Below are 1,247 nucleotides of genomic sequence, written 5' to 3' on the forward strand. Positions count from 1 at the left end.
GAAGTTCACGGGCTCACTTTTAAAAATATAGAAACTGTAGATGCAGGTTCCGATAATGGCGTAGTTGACAAGCTGACAACAGCTACGCAGGTCGACCTCACTGGAACCGACAAAGAGCTAATCAATACTGGAATCACCTTCCAAAACCTCGACAGTGTAGTGTTTACTAGTTCAATAACCGGGATTATTGCCGGCTCTGCACTAAGTGATACTTTTGTTATTGACAGTGGCTCACAGGTTACAGCAAACGAAATAGTATTCACCGGCTTTAACTCGACAATTGATGCAGGTTCTGGCCTTGAGGATAGCGTCTCAGGTGCGGATGGCAGCCAGTGGTTTATATCCGATATAGATAATCAAATTAAAAGCAGCGACATTACCTTTCTGGGCATTGAATCGGTAATCGCGACGGGTGGTTTGCTTACGGACATTGGAACTTCAGCTAATCAATTTACGATTGCTGATAATGGTTCTATCGATGCGGACGCAATGACCTTCACAGGCTTTACTTCAATTACCGGTAGTGGAGATGAAATTTTAAATGCCAGTGCAGTCATTGATGGGCTTTCGCTGACGGGTAGCAATAATCAGGTTATTGCCCGTACCAGTACAAACGCGATCACTGTCAGTGGTATTGCCGCGGCGCAGGCAGATCGTCTTACCGGCAGTAATGTAGCCTATGAAGTCACAGCGAATAATGCGTTGACAGCGCAGGCTATTGATTTTACGGGTCTTACCGAAGTGGTGGATAGTGGCACCAGCGGCGATGTGGCTTCAACAGCCAGCGATCAATGGACACTGACAGACAAAGATGACGAAGTAGTCCATGCAGGCATTAGCTTCCAGGGAATAAAAACGCTTAGCGGCGGCAACAATATTCTTGCAGGTCACGATAATAATGGGCTAACCAGCGATACGTACACACTACGCTCTGGTGGTGATATCCAGGTCGATGCAATGGTGTTTGTCGGTATGGACACCGTCAATGCCACGGGTAACCTGGATGCTGTAGAAGATACCGGGGCATTAACGCTTACTGGAAACAATGCCTTTAATGTTGTTGATGGTTCCTCGATAATTCATTTCACTGGTATTGATAGTGTTACCGGCACGGGTGTGATTACTGGCACCAGTGGTGACGATATCTTTACTGTTACAGGAAATAATACCCTCCTCAGCAAAGACATCAGTTTTGAAGATGTATCCTCAGTGCTTGCTGGTGGGCAAGGTTCTGATGGCGATACGGT

1 protein-coding gene is annotated in these 1,247 nt (G+C 46.4%); it reads left to right on the plus strand.

The genetic code is table 11. The features are described 5' to 3' along the window. Window positions 1–1,247 (plus strand): autotransporter outer membrane beta-barrel domain-containing protein (locus tag ACCI49_RS24705; protein ID WP_371841920.1); only part of this gene is annotated, 1,247 nt, incomplete at both ends.

Source organism: Microbulbifer epialgicus (assembly GCF_041447265.1).
Taxonomy (GTDB): domain Bacteria; phylum Pseudomonadota; class Gammaproteobacteria; order Pseudomonadales; family Cellvibrionaceae; genus Microbulbifer; species Microbulbifer epialgicus.